Origin of the sequence: Streptomyces sp. WAC 01529, assembly GCF_003945545.1 — a bacterium.
In the GTDB taxonomy this organism is placed as follows: Bacteria; Actinomycetota; Actinomycetes; order Streptomycetales; family Streptomycetaceae; genus Streptomyces; species Streptomyces anatolicus.
Genome location: NZ_CP029617.1, coordinates 2,089,024 through 2,107,670 on the forward strand (window position 1 = coordinate 2,089,024; position 18,647 = coordinate 2,107,670).

The following is an 18,647-nucleotide window of genomic DNA, read 5'->3' on the forward strand; positions in this document are numbered from 1 at the left end:
TTCCTCTGCCACGCTGGGGAGTTGATCACGGGCGTTCACTCTTACGAGGGGTCACGCGTCGTCGGCCTTGTCGGCCTAGTCAGCCTTGTCACCCTTGTCACCCTTGTCGATGCCCCGCTCTATCGCGTACCGCACCAGCTCCACCCTGTTGTGCAGTTGGAGCTTGCCCAAGGTGTTCTGGACGTGGTTCTGCACGGTGCGGTGGGAGATGACGAGGCGCTCGGCGATCTGCTTGTAGCTCAGGCCCTTGGCGACCAGGCGCAGGACCTCCGTCTCGCGGTCGGTGAGGCGCGGGGCACCCGGGTCGTCCGGGGTGCCGGCGGCGGGCTCGGTGGCCAGGCGGCGGTACTCGCCGAGGACCAGGCCCGCGAGGCCGGGGGTGAAGACCGCGTCGCCGACGGCCGTACGGCGCACGGCGTCGATCAGCTCCTCCGTCGACGCCGACTTCAGGAGATAGCCGGTGGCGCCGGACTTGACCGCCTCCAGGACGTCGGCGTGCTCGCCGCTCGCGGAGAGCACGAGGACGCGCAGCGCGGGGTTGGCGGCGACCAGCTCCTTGCAGACCTGGACGCCGGGCTTCAGCGGGAGGTTCAGGTCCAGGACGAGGACGTCGGGGGCGGCGGCCTGCGCGCGCCGGACGGCCTGCTCGCCGTCCCCCGCGGTGGCGACCACGTCGAGGCCGGCCTCGGCGAGGTCACGGGCGACGGCGTCCCGCCACATGGGGTGGTCGTCGACGACCATGACCTTGACGGGGCCCGCTCCCCCGCCGGTGTCCGCGGCCGGTTCCCGCGGATCCGCCTGCCGGTCCAGCTGGCTCTGCTCGCTCATCGTCTCTTTCCTGCCTTCCCCCGTGCGTCCCGCGCCGCTTCGCGCGGGACTCTCAGTTCCACTTCCGTGCCCTGGCCCGGCACCGAGATCAGCTCGGCCGTGCCCCCGATCTCCCGCAGCCGCCCCCTGATCGACAGGGCGACACCCAGGCGTCCCTCCCCCTCGGCCTCGGCGAGCCGTCCCTCGGGGATGCCCGGGCCGTCGTCCCTGACCGTCACGATCACCCCGTCCGGCTCGTCCTCGACCAGGATCCAGGCGTGGGCGTCCGCTCCGGCATGTCTGCGGACATTGTCCAGCGCGGCACCGACAGCGGCCGCCAGCTCCCTCGCGGCGGGCGCCGGGAGGAGGACCGGGGCCCCCGGTTCGGAGAGCGTCACCCTCGACCCGGCGTGCGGGGCGAGGAGCGGGCGCAGATCGCGGGGCACGGCGGCGGTGCCGTACTCCTCGTCCGGCTCCTCGACCGCCCGTACGAGCGCGCCCTGCGAGGCGTCCTCCGAGGCGCGCGAGGCGGGCACCAGGCCCCCGGCGACCAGGGTGCGCAGCGCCACCTCCTGCTCGCCCGCCAGCCTGCCCAGCTCCGCGGCCTCGCCGCCGATGGCGGTGCCGCGCCGCTGCACCATGGCGAGGACCTGGAGGACGCTGTCGTGGATGTCGCGGGCGAGACGTTCGCGCTCGCGGGTGGCCGCCTCGATCTCCAGGGCGCGGGCGAGGGTGCGCTCGGAGGCGCGGGCCACCTCGACGACGTATCCGATGGCGATGGAGGCGATGCAGACGAGCAGGACGTTGTGGACGGTGTCGCGGCTGAACGCCCCGCGCTCCACCACGTTGGCGACACCCACCAGCAGGGAGGCGAAGGCCGCCCAGCGCCAGCCGCCCTTGATGGCGTAGGCGAGGACGGCGCCGGCGGTCCATATGGAGGGCAGCGTCGGACCGCCCTCGACGATCCGCTGATGCGAGTCGGCGAACGGGGTGAGCAGGATGCCGGTGAGGGCCACGGTCAGGTCGATGACGAGGAACCGCTTGGTGCAGCTCGCGGCGTTCGCCACGCGGGGCAGCGTGCCGAGCGTCCACCCGGCGAGCACCACGTAGTAGGCGATGGCGAGCCAGGGGCGGTCGAGCTTCTCGTGCGCCGTCGCGAAGAGCCCGATGGCGTACAGCATCGTCAGGACGCGGTAGCCGGTGAGCGCGCGCCACAGCGGCTGCTCCACCGACATCCGCATGACTCTCTCGCGCTTGGCCATGTCCCCCACCGCCGCGTCCCGACCGCCGTGCCCCGCACCGCCGTGTCCCTGCCCCCGCCCCTGAACGGACGCGGCTAGGCGCCCGACCGTTCCTTGTCCCCCGTCTTGGCGGCCGCCTTCTCGGCGGCCGCCTTCTCCGCCGCCTTCTCGATCGCCTTGGCGGCCTTGGCGGCCTCGGCGATCTGGCGCTTCGCGGCCGTCGCGTACATGTCGACGTACTCCTGGCCGGAGAGCTTCATGATCTCGTACATGACCTCGTCGGTCAGCGCCCGCAGCACGAAGCGGTCCTGCTCCATGCCCTGGTAGCGGCGGAAGTCGAGCGGCTTGCCGATGCGGATGCCGGGGCGCATCAGCTTCGGCATCAGCTTGCCGGGCGGCTGGATCTTCTCCGTGTCGATCATGGCCACGGGGAGCACCGGCGCTCCCGTGGCGAGCGCCACGCGCGCGAGGCCGCCCGGTTTGCCGCGGTAGAGGCGCCCGTCGGGCGAGCGCGTGCCCTCGGGGTAGATGCCGAACAGCTCGCCGCGCTCCAGGACCTCGATGCCGCTCTTGATGGCCGCCTCGCCCGCGCCGCGGCCGCCGGAGCGGTCCACGGGGAGCTGGCCGACGCCCTTGAAGAAGGCGGCGGTCAGCTTGCCCTTCACGCCGGGGGAGGTGAAGTACTCCGCCTTGGCGATGAAGGTGACCTTGCGGTCGAGGACCGCGGGGAGGAAGAAGGAGTCCGAGAAGGAGAGGTGGTTGCTCGCCAAAATCGCGGGGCCCTCGGCGGGGACGTTCTCAAGGCCCTCCACCCAGGGCCTGAAGCCGAGCTTCAGCGGCCCTCCGATGGCAACCTTCATTGCGCCGTAGATCAAACCGAGTGCCTCCTGTTTCTGTGGATCAGACCTTAACCCGGGGTACGGCCAATGGGCCCGACGACCCTGGTCGGTGTCAGTCCGGTCGCGTACGGTGAAGTACTCCTCTCCACTTCTCGCAAGCTGTCACGTTCTCCCTAGCTGTCACGACTCCCCTTGCCACATCTCACGAAGGAGACCGAAGGTGCCGGTCCTCCCCGGAGCCGAGCCATACCGCCACGAAGGCGGCGAGGTCGGCGTCCTGCTCTGCCACGGCTTCACCGGATCCCCGCAGTCGCTGCGCCCCTGGGCCGAGTATCTGGCGGAGCGCGGCCTGACCGTCTCGCTGCCGCTCCTTCCCGGGCACGGCACCCGCTGGGAGGACATGCAGGTCACCGGCTGGCAGGACTGGTACGCGGAGGTGGAGCGCGAGCTGCGGGGCCTGCTGGAGCGGTGCGAGCGGGTCTTCGTCTTCGGGCTCTCCATGGGCGGCGCGCTCGCTCTGCGCCTCGCGGCCAAGCACGGCGACGCGATCAGCGGCATCGTCCTGGTCAACCCGGCGAACAAGCTGCACGGCCTGTCCCCCTACGCGCTCCCGGTCGTCCGGCACCTCGTGCGGACGACGAAGGGCATCGCGAGCGACATCGCCAAGCCCGGCTCGGTGGAGATCGGCTACGACCGGGTGCCGCTGCACGCCGCGTACTCCCTGCGGATCTTCTTCCGCCTTGTCGACGGCGAACTGCCGCAGGTCACCCAGCCGTTGCTGCTGCTCCACAGCCCGCGCGACCACGTGGTGCCGCCCGCCGACTCGGCGCGCGTCCTCAGCCGCGTCTCGTCCAGGGACGTCACGGAGATCCTGCTGGAACAGAGCTACCACGTGGCGACGTTGGACCATGACGCGGACCGGATTTTCGAGGAGAGTTACGCCTTCGTCGGCCGGCTCGCCCCCAGTGTCGGCAAGGAAGGGACGGCCACCGGTGGCTGAGCACGAGGCGGACCGCGACGAGAGCCGCGACGAGAGCCGCGACGACGAGAGCCGCGAGCCCGAGCGGGCCCCCGCGAAGAACCCCGAGAAGAGCGCCGAGAAGAACCTCGAGAAGAGCAGGGCGCCCCGTGACGGCGGGCTGCCGCTGGATGAGGACGCCGCCTGGCAGGCGATCGTCGCGGGGTACGGCGAGGAGCCCGCGGACCCGCCCGGCGCGAAGCCCTTCAAGTCGGTCGAGGACCTGGCCCTCCTGGAGTCGGAGACCAACGGCCCGACGGACGCCGCCCCCGCGCAGGACGGCCCCGTGAAGGACGCCCCCGACGCCAAGTCCGGCCCGGGACCCGGCGGCGACAAGCCGCTCGGCAGCTCCGTCTCCTTCGCGCCCGGCGTCGGCGGCCCCCGCGACTACACCGCCCCTGAGCCCACCGAGGACGACTTCGACGCGGACGACGAGGGGCACTTCGTGCCGCCGGAGCCGCCGCCGCTGCCCGAGGCCGACGTGACGGCCAAGTTCGCCTGGCTCGCGGTGCTCGGCGGCCCGCTGCTCATCCTGCTCGCCGTGCTGCTCGGCTGGCAGATGACGTGGTGGCTGACGACGCTCGGCATCGGCGGCTTCCTGGGCGGCTTCGCCACGCTCGTGACGCGGATGCACAGCGGGGACGAGGACGAGGACGACGATCCGGGGCGCGGCGCGGTCGTCTGAGCCCGCGCGCAGCCGCGCAGCCCCACTTCAAGGCCCGTCCGGAGCGCTCCGGGCGGGCCTTCGGCGTGCCCGGGACACGCGGGACACGGCGAGGGAGCCGCCCGCGGCACGGGAATGGAACCCGATCCCGCCGAGCGGCGAAGGAGAGGTGAACCACCCGCACGAGCCCAAGCCTTCGAGGCGTTCGTACGAACGAAAGGAGCCCCGATGACCGTCGACCCCGGCGTCCCCCTTCCCCTGGGGCAGGGCGAGCAGAGCGACGCCTGGTCCATCGAGCGGTCCCGGGACGAGCCCGAGCAGTTCGCCGCCCTCTTCGACCGGCACGCCGACTCCGTCCATCGGTACGCGGCGCGCCGGCTCGGTCCCGAGGCGGCGGAGGATCTGATGGCGGACACCTTCACCACCGCCTTCAAGGAGCGCCACCGCTACGACCTGGCGCGGGCCGACGCCCGCCCCTGGCTCTTCGGCATCGCGACCAACCTCATCGGGCGGCACCGCAGGGCCGAGGCCCGCCGCTTCAAGGCGCTCGCCCGGGTGCCCGAGCCGGTGCCGCACGAGGAGCCGGTCGCCGACCGCGCGGTCGCCCGCGTGGGCGCCGAGAGGATGCGCGGGGAGCTGGCGGCGGCGCTGGCCCGGCTCCCCGCACGCCACCGTGACGTGGTGCTCCTCGTGGCGTGGGCCGACCTCGGCTACGAGGAGGTGGCGCACGCGCTGGGGGTGCCCGTCGGCACCGTCAGATCCCGGCTGCACCGGGCCCGCAGAACACTGCGCGAAGCACTGGGCGGATCCGATCCGACAGCTTTCCAGGAGGTACACGCCCATGAACGAGCTCGATGAACTGCGCCGCTGGGAGGCGGGGGCGCCCCCGCTCGACGACGACACCCGCCACCGCGCGCGGGTGCGGCTCTTCGCCGCGATGAACGAACAGCCCGCAGCGGTACGGCCGCCGGGGCGCCGGCGCGTGCCGCGTATCGCCCTCACCGGCCTCGTGGCGGCCGCGGTGGCCGCGACCGTCCTGGTCACCGTCGACGGCGCGCGGGAAGGACAACAGGCCAAGCCGCCCGCCGTCGACTCCCCGAACGTGGCCAACGTCGCCGCGCCGAAGGTGCTCAACGGCGCGGCCGACTGGGAGCGCAGGCACGAGCGGCAGACCGTGGTGCCTCGCGACGACCAGTTCATCTACTCCAAACGGATCATCAGGGAGACGGAACGGAAGACCGGCAAGGTCAGGACGTACACCGACGAGATGTGGGACTCGGTGGACGGCTCCCGGAGCTCATTGACCATGGAGCTCGGCAACATCATGTGGGAGGAGCCCCTGGGCGAGGGCGAGAGCGTGTGGCCGCCCCGCAGGTGGGACGAGCTGAAGAAGCTGCCCACCGACCCCGAGAAGCTCGTCCCGGCCATCGTTTCCGCGGGCGCCTCCAACGGGTCGATCAGCGACTTCACCGAGGACGACCGGTGGCAGGCCTACTTCCTGCTGGGCGAGCTCCTGAAGGCGCCGGTGCTGCCCGAAGGGCTGCGCGCCGCAGCCTACGAGGGGCTGGCGCTCGTGCCCGGCGTCAAGACGGTCGAGGGGGTCGAGGACTCGGCCGGGCGTACCGGTGTGGGGATCGCCTACCCCGGCCGGTTCAAGGGCCGGTACCTCATCTTCGACGCGAAGTCCTATGAATTCCTGGGCTTCCGCGACGAGCGGATCTCGCGCGACGGGAAGAAGACGTACGTCCAGCTGTCGCACACGGTCGAGTGGGCGATCGTCGACAAGGTGAGGCAGCGCCCGTGAGGCTCACCGGGTAGCGGGAACCCTGAGGGCGGCCAGGACGGGCAGATGGTCCGTGGCCGCCCTCAGGTCTTCCCCGGTGACCCCGGGCAGGTCCAACGGCACGCCGCAGCCGAGCACTTCGATGCCGGGCGTGGCGAAGATCGCGTCGATGCGCTGGTGCGGGTCGGCGGGCGTGGAGGTGTTCTCGCCGCCCCAGGGCTTGGCCGTCCAGCAGTCCTGGAGCCCCTCCGCGAGCCTGCGGAACGTACGCCCCTGCGGCCGCTCGTTGAGGTCGCCGCCCGCGACCGCGTGCTCCACGCCCATCCCGGCGAGCCGGTCGAGCAGCATTCCGCCCTGCGCGTACCGCTCGTCGGTCTGCAGGCTCAAGTGGCAGCTCAGGACGCCGAGTCGGGCGCCCCCGAAGCGGACGACCGCGGTCGCGAAGCCGCGCCGGTGCAGCCCCGGGGTGAGGGGCAGCAGGACGTCCTCGGTGTGCTCGACGGTCGCCCGGAGCGAGCAGAGCAGCGCCGGGCCCGACGCGGTGCCGCCGCCGGAGAGGATCACGAGGTCGGCCGCGCGCGCGAGGCGGGCCAGCTTCTTGCGCCAGCGGAAGAACCGCGGCGCCTCCTGGATCAGGACGAGGTCGGGGGCGCAGGCGGCGATGACCCGGGCGAGCGCGTCGGTGTCGTCCCGCATCGAACGGATGTTGTAGCTGAGCACCCGGATGACGGCGGAACCGTCGGATTCGGTGCGCGAGTTGGGGAGCGAGGAGGTCGAACTCGTCGGCATGGCGATCAAGATACGCGAACGCGGGACAGAGACAGCGAACGCCGGACGGGCTGGGGAGATCCAGCCCGTCCGGCGTTTGAGGACGAGCGCGCAGCGCGATCGACGGCACCCGTGGCGCGGCCAACGGCACTCCGGCGCAGGGTCACATGACCGGATCAGGCTCCCGAGCCAGGTCCGCCGCGCCGACAAGCCCCGCCTTGTTGCCCAGCTGGGCGGCGATGACCTGGGCCTCGGGGCGCCAGGCGGCACCGACGAGCCAGCGCTTGAAGGACTTGCGGATCGGGTCGAGGACCAGCTCGCCCTCGTCCGAGAGGCCGCCGCCGACGATGAACGCGGACGGGTCGAAGAGGGACGCCAGGTCGGCGAGGCCCGCGCCCGCCCAGCGGGCCAGCTCGCGGTAGGAGTCGATGGCGACGGCGTCACCCTGCCGGGCGGCCATCGAGATGTGCTTGCCCTCGATGCCCTCGGGGGTGCCGTCACCGAGCGAGAGGAGGTACTCGGCGTTCTCGGGGGTGGCGTTGGCCCGCTGGCGCGCGTACCGCACGAGGGCGCGGCCGGAGGCGTACTGCTCCCAGCAGCCCTGGCTGCCGCAGCCGCAGAGCAGGCCGTCCGGGACCATCCGGATGTGGCCGAACTCGGCGGCCACGCCGAAGTGGCCGCGGCGCAGCTTGTTGCCGATGATGATGCCGCCGCCGAGGCCGGTGCCGAGCGTGATGCAGATGACGTTGCGGTGGCCCTTGCCGCCGCCGAACTTGTACTCGCCCCACGCGGCCGCGTTGGCGTCGTTCTCCACGACGACCGGCAGCCCGACGCGCCTTTCGACCTCGTCCTTCAGCGGCTCCTGCCGCCAGTCGATGTTCGGCGCGAAGTAGACCGTGGAGCGCTGGCGGTTGACGTAGCCGGCGGCGCCGATGCCGACGCCGACGATCTCGTGTCCGGCCCGCGCGCCTTCCACGGCGGAGGCGATCGCGTCGACGATGGCCTCGGAAGTACCAGGGGTGGGCACCTTGAAGGTCGAGAGGATGTTGCCGTCCTCGTCGACCACTCCGGCCGCGATCTTGGTGCCGCCGATGTCGACGCCGATGGTGAGTCCCATGAATCCCTCAGTTCGATCGAGCCCCGCTACGGCCCACCGTACCCGAGGGGGGTCAGTCGAGATCGATGTGTTCCCCGGTCGCGGGCCCCTCGTCCCGGCGATCGGTGCCCTTGGCGTCGCCGCCCGCCGCGCCGCCCGACGTGTCGCCGCCCGCCGCGCCGCCGCGGGTCCAGCGGCTCTCCTGCTTCTCGACCGCCGAACGGTAGGCGGCGAGCAGTTCGGAACCGGCCGCCGCCAGGTGGTCGAAGACGTCGGGGTTGCGCTCGATGACCGGCTCGACCACGGCCTTCGCCTGCTGGACGACCTGCTTCACGGTCTGCTCGACGACGCCCTGGCCGACCGCGCCGAGCAGCGGCGACTGGAGGCCGGAGAGCTTGTCGGAGACGGCGTCGACGAGCTTGCGCAGCTCCTCGGCCGCGGAGCCGGGCTGCGGCCCGTACTCGGCGCGGCGGCGGGCCTGCTCCGCCGCGAGATCCTCGGCGCACGCCTTCTCCCACGCGTCGGCGTCAGCTTCGGCAGCGGCTGCGGCTGCGGCTTCGACGTGCGGAGCTTTACGCTCGGATGCATCGCTCATACCACTCGACGTTACCCGAATGGCGGTATCCCGTTCACCGTCCGTCGGGCCACAGCCGCGGGTCCGGCGTGAACCGCACCCGCAGCTCGCCCTCGCGCAGCCCGGCCCCCGCGACGGAGCAGCGGCGCAGCGCGGACGGCAGGGGGACGATGCGGCGGAAGGCTCCGGCGGTGACGACGAGTTCGTCGCCCCGCCGGACCAGGCCGAGCTGCTCACGTACGGCGCCGGGGAGCGGTATGTGCCAGATGTAGGCATGGTCCTCCTCGTCGGCGGACGCCTCGGTGACGGGCCACTCGACGGGCGCCGGGGCGGGGCTCGGGGCGGGCAGGCCGAGGGCGGCGAGGTCGTCGGCGCCACGCGGATCGTGGCCGAGGTGGCGGACCGTTCGGACGGGCTCGTACGCCGTCTCCCACTCGTCCAGCGTCTTGCGCTGCTGCGCGAGGAGCGCCGCCGACCAGGTGTCCGCGGACGCGTCGGGCAGGACGCGGTTGGCGAGCAGGAGGTCAGTGCGCAGGCCTTGCAGGGCGAGGCCGGTGGCGGCGGAGGCGAGGGCGTCGGCGCCCGCGGGGCCCGGCTCGGCGACCAGGCGCACGGTGGTCTCGGGTGCCTCGATGACGGCCTGGGCGGCGGCCAGCTCGCCCTCCAGGCGGGCGGCGCTCTCGTACAGCCAGGCGGCGGGCATCGGGACGCCCGCGAGGCGCCCGAGCATGGGGCGCAGGGCGCGGGCGGCCTGCCGTTCGGGCGGCAGGAGCCTGCGCAGATAGCGGCGCAGCTGCTCGGGCAGGGCGAGGACGGCGAGGGCTTCGGGGGCGGGCGGCAGGTCGACGACCACGGTGTCGTGGGCGCCCTCTCGGGCGGCGTCGCGCAGGGCGCGCAGCAGGGCCAGCTCGCCGCTGCCGGGCAGCGGGGTCAGCTCCTCGCCGTCGAGCCGCTCGGCACCGAGCAGGTCGAGTGCGGAGGCGGCACGTTCCTGCAAGGCGAGCAGGTCGTCCCGGAAGCGGTCGGCGGGCGCGAGGCGCCGCGCGGTGAGTCCGGGGTGCGCGTCCAGGTCGCCGAGCACCGCGCCCAGGGTGTCGGTGCGGTCGGCGCTGATCACCAGCGTCCGGTGGCCCGCGCGGGCGGCGGCGAGCGCGGTGCCCGCGGCCGCGGTGGTTCGTCCGGCGCCGCCGGGGCCGGTGACGAGGAGGGTGCGCATAAGGGTGAACGGTACGTCAGCGCGGGGCGCGGGCCTGGGGTGCGGGTCCGCCTGCTCGCCGTGGGGGTGGGGTTGTCTGGCGGCTGACGGTGGTTGTGGGTTGCTCGCGCAGTTCCCCGCGCCCCTGAAAGCAGGGGCTCCGCCCCGCTTTCCCGCTTGTCCCTCGGCCCCTCAGCCCTCCCCAGGCCCCTCGGACCCCTCAGGCCTCTTTGGACTCGACCCGCTTCTTCAGGCCCGCGAGTGCGCGGTCGATGATGACCTTCTCGGCCTTGCGCTTGATCATGCCGAGCATGGGGATCTTGACGTCGACGGTCAGCCGGTAGGTGACCTCGGTGCCGGTGCCCGCGGGCTTCAGGAGGTACGAGCCGTCCAGGGAGCGCAGCATCTGGGACTTGACGAGGGTCCAGCTGACCTCGTTCTGCCCGGTCCAGGTGTAGCCGAGGGTCTGGTCGTCCTTGATCGCGCCCGCGTCCATGACGAGGCGGACCTGCTTGGCGCGGCCCTGCTCGTCGGTGGCGAGCACCTCGGCCTCCTTCACCTCGCCCGTCCAGTCCGGGTAGCGGGCGAAGTCGGCGATCACTCCCATGACCTCGGCCGGGGCCGCCTCGATCATGATGCTCGAGCTGGTGTGTTCCGCCATCGCTGTGGCTCCTCCAGATGCGGTCCGGGTCCGGTACGGGACGTCTACCGCGTGAAGGCTACCGCGCGCCACGAGGTCACCACTCCAGGGCCCAGGGCCTGCCCGACCCGGCGAAGTGGCCCACGTTCACGCACTCCGTCGCGCCGACGCGCATGCGCCGGACCAGGGGCTGGTGGACGTGGCCGAAGAGCGCGTACTTGGGGCGGGTGGCGCGGATCGCGTCGAGCAGGGCGCGGCTGCCGCGTTCGAAGCGGCGGGCCACGGTGTCGTAGAGGAGTTCGGGGACGTCCGGCGGGATGTGGGTGCACAGGACGTCGACCTCGCCGACCGCCTCGATCTTGGCCGCGTACTCCTCGTCGCTGATCTCGTACGGCGTACGCATGGGGGTGCGCAGGCCGCCGCCGACGAAGCCGAAGACGCGGCCGCCGATCTCGACGCGCTGGCCGTCGAGGACGGTGGTGCCGGGGCCGGCGTATTCAGGCCACAGAGCCGGGATGTCGACATTTCCATAGGTGGCGTACGTGGGGGTGGGAAAGGCCGCGAAGAGTTGCGCGTACTGCTTGCGGACCGCGCTCTCGATCGCCGGGCCCCGGTCCACTCCCGCCCACAGCCGCCTGCCGAACTCCCTGGCCTCCTCGAAGCGGCGGGCGGTGCGCAGCTCCACCAGCCGGGTCGCGTTCCGCGCGCCGAAGAGGTCGGGGAAGATGCCGCGCGAGTGGTCGGCGTAGTCGAGGAAGAGTACGAGGTCACCGAGGCAGACGAGCGCGTCGGCGCCGTCTTTCGCGCGGGCGAGATCCGCCGCGTTGCCGTGCACGTCACTGACCACATTGACCCGGAAAGCTGGCATACCGATCACCCTAGGACGGGCGCCTGACGGACGGTAGGGCCCGGGCCGGCGGCCGGACCTGCGGTTACTTCCGAGTCGTAAAGGCGGTGGCGTACTCTGCGGTTCAGACCAACGGCGACGTGTGACGCACCGAACATCTGGGGCCGCCCCCCTACCGAACAAGCCATACCGATGGGTAACGTCCGGGCAGTCCAGTAGTGCTCAGCCCCCCACTCGACTGAGCACCTGCCCGATCTTGGACCGCACCGTCGCAGCACACAACGTCGTGGCGCCGGCGCCCTATGTAGGAGCAGCAGTCTTGCGCGAGTTCAGCCTTCCGGCCCTGTACGAGGTCCCTGCGGACGGCAATCTGACCGACATCGTCCGTAGAAATGCCGCGCAGCACCCGGATGTCGCCGTCATCGGCCGCAAGGTCGACGGCAGCTGGCAGGACGTTGACGCCAGGACCTTCCTCGCGGAGGTGCGCGCCACCGCCAAGGGCCTGATCGCCGCCGGTGTGCGGCCCGGCGACCGCGTCGGCCTGATGTCCCGTACGCGCTACGAATGGACGCTCCTCGACTTCGCCATCTGGAGCGCGGGCGCGGTGACCGTGCCGGTGTACGAGACGAGTTCGGCCGAGCAGATCCAGTGGATCCTCGGTGACTCCGGTGCCGTCGCCTGCGTCGTCGAACTGGACGCGCACGCCGCCACCGTGGAGTCCGTACGCGACCGGCTGCCCGCCCTCGCGCACATCTGGCAGATCGACAAGGGCGCCGTCGAGGAGCTGAACCGCGCGGGCGCCGAGGTCACTGACCGGACCGTCGACGAGCGCTGCGCGGCCGTCGGCGCCGACGACCCGGCCACCATCGTCTACACCTCGGGCACCACGGGCCGCCCCAAGGGCTGCGTGCTGACCCACCGCAGCTTCTTCGCGGAGTGCGGCAATGTGGTGGAGCGCCTCAAGCCCCTCTTCCGTACGGGCGAGTGCTCGGTCCTGCTCTTCCTGCCCGTCGCGCACGTCTTCGGGCGCCTGGTCGAGGTCGCCGCGCTGATGGCGCCGATCAAGCTGGGCCACGCGCCGGACATCAAGCACCTCACGGACGAACTCGCCTCCTTCCGCCCGACCATGATCCTGGGCGTCCCGCGCGTCTTCGAGAAGGTCTACAACGCGGCGCGCGCCAAGGCGCAGGCCGAGGGCAAGGGCAAGATCTTCGACAAGGCGGCGGACACGGCGATCGCGTACAGCTGCGCGCTCGACACGGTCTCGGGGCCGTCCCTCGGCCTGAAGATCAAGTACAAGGTCTTCGACAAGTTGGTCTACAGCAAGCTGCGGGCGGTACTCGGCGGCCGCGGCGAGTACGCGATCTCCGGCGGCGCCCCGCTCGGCGAGCGCCTCGGCCACTTCTTCCGCGGCATCGGCTTCACGGTCCTGGAGGGCTACGGCCTGACGGAGTCCTGCGCGGCCACCGCCTTCAACCCCTGGGACCGCCAGAAGATCGGCACGGTCGGGCAGCCGCTGCCGGGCTCCGTCGTGCGCATCGCCGACGACGGTGAGGTCCTGCTCCACGGCGAGCACCTGTTCTCGCGGTACTGGAACAACGAGGGCGCCACCGAAGAGGCCCTCGCCGACGGCTGGTTCCACACCGGTGACATCGGCACGCTCGACGAGGACGGCTATCTGCGGATCACCGGCCGCAAGAAGGAGATCATCGTCACGGCGGGCGGCAAGAACGTCGCCCCGGCCGTCATCGAGGACCGCATCCGCGCGCACGCGCTGGTCGCCGAGTGCATGGTCGTCGGCGACGGCCGCCCCTTCGTGGGGGCGCTCGTCACGGTCGACGACGAGTTCCTGGGCCGCTGGGCCGCCGAGCACGGCAAGCCCGCCGGGTCGACGGCGTCCTCCCTGCGTGACGACGCGGATCTGCTCGCGGCGATCCAGAGCGCGGTGGACGACGGCAACGCGGCGGTCTCCAAGGCGGAGTCCGTACGGAAGTTCCGGGTCCTCAGCTCCCAGTTCACGGAGGAGTCGGGGCATCTGACGCCGTCGCTGAAGCTGAAGCGGAATGTGGTGGCCAAGGATTATGCGGACGAGATCGAGGCGATTTACCGCGGGTAGCGTGGGCGGGGCGCCCACTCGCCGTGGGGGGTCCTCCCGGTTCGCGGCTCTCGGTCTCGTCGTGGTTGCTCGCGCAGTTCCCCGCGCCCCTAAAAGCCGGGCTGCGCCCGCTTTTATGGGAAGCGGGGCGGAGCCCCTGCTTCAGGGGCGCGGGGAACTGCGCGAGCAAGCGACGACGGCCGTCGGACGCCCGACGGCCTCAGGCCGCAGCCCCGTAGGCGCTACAAGAGTTCCCGGAGCCTCTCCGCCAGGAGGTCCCAGCGCCATTTCTCCTCGACCCAGAGGCGCCCCCGCCCGCCCATGCGGGCCCGCAGCTCCGCATCCGCGAGCAGCGCGGTGATCCTCTCCGCCGCCTCCTCGGGGGCGCCGCCCCGGACCACCCAGCCCGTCTCCCCGTCGAGCACCGCGTCCGGCGCCCCGCCGGAGTCGCCGGCGACCACGGGAAGGCCCGTCGCCGACGCCTCCAGGTAGACGATGCCGAGGCCTTCCACGTCCAGGCCCCCGCGCCGCGTCCGGCACGGCATGGCGAAGACGTCGCCCGCGCCGTAGTGCGCGGGCAGCTCCGACCACGGCACCGCCCCGGTGAAGCGGACGGAGTCGGCGACGCCGGTCTCGGCGGCGAGCTTGCGCAGGTCGTTCTCGTACGGCCCGCCCCCGACGATCAGAAGCACCGCCTCCGGCTCCGCGGAGAGAATCCTCGGCATGGCGAGGATCAGCGTGTCCTGTCCCTTGCGCGGCACCAGCCGCGAGACGCACACCACCACGGGCCGGTCGGTCAGCCCGAGCCGCGCCCGCACCACGTCCCCGCCGGAGCCGGGGTGGAAGGTCTTCTCGTCGACGCCGGGCGGGAGTTGCACCATCCGCCCGGCCGCCGCGGGCGTCAGCGCGGCGGCGATCCGCGAGCGCGTGTACTCCCCGAGATAGGTGATCGTGTCCGTCGACTCGCCGATCCTGCGCAGCAGTTGACGTGAGGCGGGCAGCTGGGCCCACCCGGCCTCGTGCCCGTGCGTCGTGGCGACGAGCCGCCTCGCCCCCGCCTTGCGCAGCGCGGGCGCCATGAGTCCGAGCGGGGCCGCCGCCCCGAACCACACCGACGTACAGCCGTGTTCGCGCAGGAGCGAGGCCGCGCGGCGCGTGACGCGCGGGGTCGGCAGGAGCATCGTCGTGGGGTCGCGTACGACCTTGAAGGGCTGCTCGGCGTCGAAGGCCGCGGTGGCCTCGGCGCCCTCGCGGCCGCGCTTCCAGGTGGAGGCGTAGACGACGAGCTCGGCGGGGTCCAGGCGCAGCGCCATGTTGTGCAGGAACGCCTGGATGCCACCGGGCCTGGGCGGGAAGTCGTTCGTGACGATCAGGGTCTTGTGCATCGCGCCCGACAGTACCGAAGGCGCCGGTGCCGGAAGCGCCCGGCCGCACCGATCGGCCCCGCCTCTTCGTCCGCGCCCGCCCCGGCCCGGCATCATGACTCCCCGAATCACAATGAAGTACGCAAAAAGGGGCGACAAGCACATGGCGTACATGGCGCGCATCCTGGCCGTCTGGGTCCTGACCAGGGCCCTCCTGCTGCTCTGCGTCTTCCGTGTGCTGACCGCCCCCGGCCCGGATGTCACCAGCGACGTCTCCGTCATCTACCAGGGCTGGTACGAGATCCTGCGCACCGGCACCTTCCCGCTCGACGACGTCACCTGGCAGTACCCGCCCGCCGCCGCCCTCGCCGTCCTCTCCCCCGCCCTGCTGCCCTTCCTCGGGTACGCCTCCGCCTTCTTCGTCCTCGCCCTCCTCGCCGACGCGGCGGTCTGCGGGCTGCTCCTGTACACGGGGCGGCGGCCCGGCAAGTCGCTGCGCGGCCTGTGGGTGTGGGTGGCGGGCGTGCCCCTGCTCGGCCCGACCGTGTACGCGCGCTACGACGTGATGGTGACCGCCGTCGCGGTCGCCGCGCTGCTCGCCGGGGCCCGGCATCCGCGCACGATGGGGGCGCTCGCCGGGTTCGGGGCGCTGCTCAAGGTGTGGCCGGTGCTGCTGCTCGTCGGGGTCCCGCGCGGGCGGGCCACCCAGCGGTCCTGGACGGCGGCCGCGTGCGCGGCCCTCGGCGCGACGCTGGCGTTCCTCGTGGCGATGCCGGGCGCGCTCGCGTTCCTCACCTTCCAGCGCGACCGCGGCACGGAGGTGGAGTCCCTCGGCGCCCTCGTCTTCCACGTGGGGCGCCACCTCGGCTGGCGGGGCGAGGTGCGGCTCAACTACGGCTCGGTGGAGTTCCTCGGCCCGTACGTCCCACTGGTGAGCACGGCGGCGCAGGCGCTGTCCGCGGCCGCCTTCTGCTGGCTCCTTGTGTGGCGGCTGCGCGCGCGGGCCTGGTCGGCGAGCACGCTCGCGGACGCGGCGTTCGTGGCCGTGCTGCTCTTCACCGCCACCAGCCGCGTGATCAGCCCTCAGTACATGCTGTGGCTCGTCGGCGTCGCCGCCGTCTGCCTGGCGTTCCGCACGAGCCGCATGGAGGTGCCGGCCCGGCTGGTCCTCGCGGCCACGTTCGTGACGTTCCTGGAGTTCCCGGTGTGGTTCTCGCACGTGGTGGCCAGCGACCCGCTCGGCGTCGCGCTCTTGGTCGTACGCAATGGCCTGCTGGTCGCGGCGGCCCTGCTGGCGTGCCGCAACCTGTGGCGGCAGACCGTGTCCGAGCCGCGCGGGCGGGCGCGGCAGCCGGTGCCGGAGCAGGTCAGCCAAGCTCCGAGCGCAGATACGTACGCCAGCGCGCCGTGAACTCCTCGGGCGTGGTGTCCAGGACGTCGTGCAGCGCGTCCCGCACCGCGCCCGCCCGCTTCCCGTGGTCGCCGACGGCCCGGTAGAAGTCCGTCAGCTTCCGCTCGCCCCACCGCTCCGCGATCATCCGGCAGGCCAGCCACGCGCCCTCGTACGACGCGGCGAGCCGCCCGGCGTCCCGGCCGAAGCCGAAGTCCGCGTCTCCCGGGAGCGCGTCCGGCAGCTGTCCGCCGCGCACCGCCCGCCGCAGCTCGGGGGCGGCCTGCGGCGCGGTGCGCCCCGTGCCGCGGTAGCCCACCCAGTCCGCGAAGCCCTCGGAGAGCCAGAGCGGGGTGGCCGGTGACGTCTGCGTGCGGGTCGCCACGTGGGCCGTCTCGTGGGTCAGGACGACCTGCTTGCCGAAGTCGCCGAGGACGCCGTACGCCTCGGGGTTGACGATGATCCGGTCCGCCGGGGCCCGCCCCGAGCCGCCCGCCTCGCCCGTGGTGACCGCCGCTATCCCCCGGTACCCGGAGGCGGGCGCCCCGAGGAGGCCCGCCATGCCCTTCAGGGAGCGGGGGACGATGACGACGACCTTCCGCGGCCACTTCCCCGGCCAGGCCGCCCGCACCGCGGGCACCGCCCGGTCGGCCAGCTCGCGGTAGCCGCGCAGTTCCCGCGCGCTCCGCCCGACGCCGAGGACGAGGCTGGTGGCGCCCCGCACCGCCCGCACCCTTCCCTGGTCCCACAGCTGCTCGCCCGCCTTCTTCGCGGGCCGCTCGGAGGTGACGTACCACTGCCCGCCGTGCCGTGCCAGCGAGAGCGTGCGTTCGGCGACGAGCGGGGCGCGGTCGTGGCCCTCGACGCGGTAGCGGATTTCGGCGCTCGCCGTGGCCCGGGAGCCGGAGCGCTCCAGGCGGTTGAGGCGGTACTCCCAGGCGTCCAGCGGGATGCCGCGGACGTGCGCGAAGAGGTCGGCCGCACCGGGCGCGGGCCGCTCGGTGCGCGCGTACGCCTTCTCGTCCCCGTCGAGGACGGCGTGTGCCCGGCGCTCCAGGAGTCTGCGCACCTCGCCCGCGGCGGAGTCCGGGACCGGGTCGGCGCCGCATCCGGCGAGCACGGCGAGGCAGAGCGCGACGCACAGCGCCACCACCCACGACCCACGTCTGTGACCAGCCACCACCCGCCCGATCGTACGGGGCGGTGGTGAACCGGCCGCCGGTCAGACCCGCGTGACGGAGGAGACCGGCATCATGCCGACGGGGTCGTAGCGGACCGGGGCGCCGGGGTAGGGGGCGTGCACCACCTGGCCGTTGCCCACGTACATCCCGATGTGGCTGGCGTCGTCGCGGTAGGCGACGAGGTCGCCCGGCTGCGCCTGGGCGAGGGGCACCTGCCGTCCGGCGTACCGCTGGGCCTGCGAGGTGCGCGGCAGGCCGACCCCCGCCTGGGCGTACGACCACTGCATGAGGCCCGAACAGTCGAAGCCGGAGGGGCCGTTGGCGCCCCACACGTAGGGGCGGCCGACCGCGGACCTGGCGGCGGCGATGGCGGCGGCGGCCCGCGAGGAGGACGGGGCGCCGCCCGCTTCGGGCGCCACGGGGCGGCTGCCGGAGCGCGAGGACCTGTCGTGCGCGGCGCGCTCGTCGCCCGACAGCGAGTTGAGCAGCTTCCGGGCCTTGGCCAGCTTGTGTTCGACCGTGCGCTTGTGGCGGGCGACGAGGGTGCGGCTCTTCTCCAGCTCGGCGAGCTTGCGCCCGGCCTCGGTGCGCTTCTGCGCGAGGCCGCGCTGGGCCTGCTGGAGATCGAGGAGCTGTCCCGCGTGCCGGGCGCTGACGCGGTCCAGGGCGGTGGCCTTGTCGAGGTAGCCGTCCGGGTCGGAGGAGAGCATCAGCTGGAGCGCGGGGTCGATGCCGCCCTCGCGGTACTGGGCCCCGGCGAGCGCGCCGAGCGCGCCGCGCATCTGGTTGATCCGCTCCTGGCCCCGCGCGATGCTGTCCCGGGCCCGCTCGACCTGGGCGCGCAGCTTGTCCGCGCGCTCGTCGGCCTTGTTGTACGCCTCGGTCGCCCGCTCTGCCTGTGCGTACAGCCGGTCCACCGTGGCCCGGGTGTCGGACGGCTTGTCCTGCGGCGCGGCGCCCGCGGGCGCCGCGGCGAGGGCGGCGGCCGCGGTGGCCGCCGCCGCCGAGAGGACGGTGACGCGTGTGCCCCGGTCCGGGCCGGGCTGTGCGGGACGGCGATGGAACCCCACGGGTGGCCGCTCTCCCTTCCGCTGACGACCCCCCGGCTCTCCGGGGGAATGCGCGCCGACAGTAGCCGTGCGACT

Annotated in this window: 18 protein-coding genes; 6 read left to right on the top strand and 12 right to left on the bottom strand. The window is 72.9% G+C overall.

The features are described from left to right. Positions 1 to 75: 75 nt before the first annotated feature. The 3 genes from DMA15_RS09460 to DMA15_RS09470 form a co-directional block, all read right to left on the bottom strand. Positions 76 to 828, bottom strand: a complete 753-nt coding sequence (locus DMA15_RS09460) for a response regulator transcription factor (RefSeq protein ID WP_206302696.1) — start codon at positions 826 to 828, stop codon at positions 76 to 78. Next, the gene (locus tag DMA15_RS09465; RefSeq protein ID WP_125512333.1) at positions 825 to 2,069 is read right to left on the bottom strand and encodes a DUF5931 domain-containing protein; all 1,245 of its coding nucleotides are present in this window, start codon (positions 2,067 to 2,069) and stop codon (positions 825 to 827) included. The genes DMA15_RS09460 and DMA15_RS09465 overlap by 4 nt, the downstream gene beginning before the upstream one ends. A gap of 74 nt (positions 2,070 to 2,143) precedes the next feature. Beyond that, positions 2,144 to 2,908, bottom strand: a complete 765-nt coding sequence (locus DMA15_RS09470; protein WP_240659727.1) for a lysophospholipid acyltransferase family protein — start codon at positions 2,906 to 2,908, stop codon at positions 2,144 to 2,146. Between the two features lie 199 nt (positions 2,909 to 3,107). On the opposite strand from DMA15_RS09470, the gene DMA15_RS09475 reads away from it, so the two are divergent. The 4 genes from DMA15_RS09475 (at position 3,108) to DMA15_RS09490 (ending at position 6,373) form a co-directional block, all read left to right on the top strand. After that, a complete protein-coding gene (locus tag DMA15_RS09475) occupies positions 3,108 to 3,887 on the top strand; it encodes an alpha/beta fold hydrolase (protein ID WP_125512334.1) in 780 nt (259 codons plus the stop codon). A gap of 139 nt (positions 3,888 to 4,026) precedes the next feature. Beyond that, positions 4,027 to 4,590 carry a hypothetical protein gene (locus tag DMA15_RS09480; RefSeq protein ID WP_240660186.1) on the top strand — a complete coding sequence of 188 codons (564 nt, stop codon included), beginning with the start codon at positions 4,027 to 4,029 and terminating at the stop codon, positions 4,588 to 4,590. 207 nt (positions 4,591 to 4,797) lie between these two features. After that, on the top strand, positions 4,798 to 5,427 hold the full coding sequence (locus DMA15_RS09485) for an RNA polymerase sigma factor (protein ID WP_125512336.1): 630 nt from the start codon (positions 4,798 to 4,800) through the stop codon (positions 5,425 to 5,427). Continuing rightward, on the top strand, positions 5,411 to 6,373 hold the full coding sequence (locus tag DMA15_RS09490; RefSeq protein WP_125512337.1) for a CU044_5270 family protein: 963 nt from the start codon (positions 5,411 to 5,413) through the stop codon (positions 6,371 to 6,373). The genes DMA15_RS09485 and DMA15_RS09490 overlap by 17 nt, the downstream gene beginning before the upstream one ends. Positions 6,374 to 6,376: 3 nt before the next feature. On the opposite strand, the gene DMA15_RS09495 is transcribed toward DMA15_RS09490, so the two are convergent. The 6 genes from DMA15_RS09495 to DMA15_RS09520 all read right to left on the bottom strand — a co-directional run bounded on the left by DMA15_RS09495 (position 6,377) and on the right by DMA15_RS09520 (position 11,493). Beyond that, positions 6,377 to 7,141 carry an endonuclease/exonuclease/phosphatase family protein gene (locus DMA15_RS09495; protein ID WP_125512338.1) on the bottom strand — a complete coding sequence of 255 codons (765 nt, stop codon included), beginning with the start codon at positions 7,139 to 7,141 and terminating at the stop codon, positions 6,377 to 6,379. Positions 7,142 to 7,283: 142 nt separating this feature from the next. Continuing rightward, positions 7,284 to 8,237 (bottom strand): ROK family glucokinase, encoded by a 954-nt coding sequence (locus DMA15_RS09500; RefSeq protein ID WP_125512339.1) that lies wholly within the window; start codon positions 8,235 to 8,237, stop codon positions 7,284 to 7,286. 52 nt (positions 8,238 to 8,289) lie between these two features. Beyond that, the gene (locus DMA15_RS09505) at positions 8,290 to 8,811 is read right to left on the bottom strand and encodes a DUF5304 domain-containing protein (RefSeq protein ID WP_164551716.1); all 522 of its coding nucleotides are present in this window, start codon (positions 8,809 to 8,811) and stop codon (positions 8,290 to 8,292) included. A gap of 34 nt (positions 8,812 to 8,845) precedes the next feature. Next, the gene (locus DMA15_RS09510; protein ID WP_125512340.1) at positions 8,846 to 10,006 is read right to left on the bottom strand and encodes an ArsA-related P-loop ATPase; all 1,161 of its coding nucleotides are present in this window, start codon (positions 10,004 to 10,006) and stop codon (positions 8,846 to 8,848) included. A gap of 199 nt (positions 10,007 to 10,205) precedes the next feature. Further along, positions 10,206 to 10,646 carry an SRPBCC family protein gene (locus DMA15_RS09515; RefSeq protein ID WP_125512341.1) on the bottom strand — a complete coding sequence of 147 codons (441 nt, stop codon included), beginning with the start codon at positions 10,644 to 10,646 and terminating at the stop codon, positions 10,206 to 10,208. Positions 10,647 to 10,722: 76 nt separating this feature from the next. Continuing rightward, a complete protein-coding gene (locus tag DMA15_RS09520) occupies positions 10,723 to 11,493 on the bottom strand; it encodes a metallophosphoesterase (protein WP_125512342.1) in 771 nt (256 codons plus the stop codon). Positions 11,494 to 11,791: 298 nt separating this feature from the next. Here DMA15_RS09520 and DMA15_RS09525 point away from each other — a divergent pair, with 298 nt between their 5' ends. Beyond that, a complete protein-coding gene (locus DMA15_RS09525; protein WP_125512343.1) occupies positions 11,792 to 13,588 on the top strand; it encodes an AMP-dependent synthetase/ligase in 1,797 nt (598 codons plus the stop codon). A 221-nt stretch (positions 13,589 to 13,809) separates the two neighbouring features. Here DMA15_RS09525 and DMA15_RS09530 read toward each other — a convergent pair whose 3' ends face one another. Next, positions 13,810 to 14,952 carry a glycosyltransferase family 4 protein gene (locus DMA15_RS09530; protein ID WP_125512344.1) on the bottom strand — a complete coding sequence of 381 codons (1,143 nt, stop codon included), beginning with the start codon at positions 14,950 to 14,952 and terminating at the stop codon, positions 13,810 to 13,812. A 142-nt stretch (positions 14,953 to 15,094) separates the two neighbouring features. Between DMA15_RS09530 and DMA15_RS09535 the strand changes: the two genes are divergently transcribed. Next, positions 15,095 to 16,342 (top strand): glycosyltransferase family 87 protein, encoded by a 1,248-nt coding sequence (locus DMA15_RS09535; RefSeq protein ID WP_125512345.1) that lies wholly within the window; start codon positions 15,095 to 15,097, stop codon positions 16,340 to 16,342. Here the strand turns inward: DMA15_RS09535 and DMA15_RS09540 are convergent. Both DMA15_RS09540 and DMA15_RS09545 read right to left on the bottom strand, forming a co-directional pair. After that, a complete protein-coding gene (locus DMA15_RS09540; RefSeq protein ID WP_240659728.1) occupies positions 16,299 to 17,501 on the bottom strand; it encodes a hypothetical protein in 1,203 nt (400 codons plus the stop codon). The two genes, DMA15_RS09535 and DMA15_RS09540, sit on opposite strands and share 44 nt — an antisense overlap. Before the next feature lie 42 nt (positions 17,502 to 17,543). Beyond that, complete coding sequence (locus DMA15_RS09545; RefSeq protein WP_125512346.1) at positions 17,544 to 18,572, bottom strand: C40 family peptidase; 1,029 nt, start codon at positions 18,570 to 18,572, stop codon at positions 17,544 to 17,546. Between the last annotated feature and the right edge of the window lie 75 nt (positions 18,573 to 18,647).